Origin of the sequence: Achromobacter dolens, from assembly GCF_902859745.1 — a bacterium.
Classification (GTDB): domain Bacteria; phylum Pseudomonadota; class Gammaproteobacteria; order Burkholderiales; family Burkholderiaceae_B; genus Achromobacter; species Achromobacter dolens.
The window spans coordinates 1-1,275 of record NZ_CADIJW010000109.1 but is presented as its reverse complement, the minus strand read 5'-3'; the positions used below and the strand labels follow the sequence as shown (position 1 = coordinate 1,275).

At 62.7% G+C, this 1,275-nt stretch carries 1 protein-coding gene; it reads left to right on the top strand.

What is annotated here, in order from left to right; genetic code table 11:
* Positions 1 to 1,202 (top strand): IS256 family transposase (locus HV783_RS29300; protein WP_175190345.1); only part of this gene is annotated, 1,202 nt, incomplete at its 5' end.
* Between the last annotated feature and the right edge of the window lie 73 nt (positions 1,203 to 1,275).

Below are 1,275 nucleotides of genomic sequence, written 5' to 3'. Positions count from 1 at the left end.
CAGACCTGGTAGATCAATTCGTTAAAGGCCCGATGACCGCGGAGGCGGTGCAGGACCTGTCGATGGCGTTCAAGAAGGCGCTGATCGAGCGGGCCCTGGGGGCTGAGCTTGGACACCACCTGGGCTATGCCCAGGGCCAGGAGCGCCCCGAGGAGGCGACCAACCAGCGCAATGGCAAGAGCCCCAAGACGGTGCTTACCGACGACGGCCCGCTGCGCGTGGACATTCCCCGGGACCGCGACGGCAGCTTCGCCCCGATCCTGATCCCCAAGCACGAACGTCGCTTTACCGGGTTCGACGACAAGATCATCGCGATGTACGCACGCGGGATGACGGTGCGCGAGATCCAGGGGTTCCTGGCCGAGCAGTATGGCACTGAGGTCTCGCCGGAGTTCATCAGCTCGGTGACCGACGCAGTCATGGACGAGGTCACCGCCTGGCAGACCCGGCCGTTGGAGACGATGTATCCGGTGGTGTTCTTCGATGCTCTACGAGTCAAGATCCGCGAGGATGGGGTGGTGCGCAACAAGGCGGTGTACCTGGCGCTGGGTGTGCTGCCAGACGGCACGCGCGACATCCTGGGCTTGTGGATCGAGCAGACCGAAGGCGCCAAGTTCTGGATGAAGGTGTTCAACGAACTGAAGACCCGCGGCACGCAGGACATCCTGATCGCGGTCACCGACGGCTTGAAGGGCATGGAGCAGGCGCTGAACGCGGTGTTCCCAGCCACGACGCTGCAGACCTGCATCGTGCACCTTATCCGCGCCAGCCTGGACTATGCCAGTTGGAAGGAGCGACGCACCGTGGCAGCGGCGCTCAAGCCCATTTACACCGCACCGACCGTCGAGGCAGCACTAGCGGCCCTGGCAGAGTTCGAGCGGGGGCCGTGGGGGCAACGCTACTCGCCGATCGTGGATGCCTGGCGCCGGGCCTGGGACCGCGTGATCCCGTTCTTTATGTTCCCGCCGGCCATCCGCAAGGTGATCTATACCACCAACGCCATCGAGAGCATCAATGCGCAGTTGCGGCGCGCGGTCAAAACCCGAGGCCACTTCCCTAGCGACGAGGCGGCCACCAAGCTGCTCTGGTTGGTACTGCGCAACATTACCGAGGCCTGGGGAGGTGCCACTCATGATTGGAAAACCGCCATGAACCAGTTCGCCATCATTTATGCCGAACGCTTCACCGACCCGTATCGCTGAGATAGCATCAACAAGCCTGACCGATCCTCGGCCAGGCGTTTAATGCCTTAAACACAAAAATACTGACACTCCC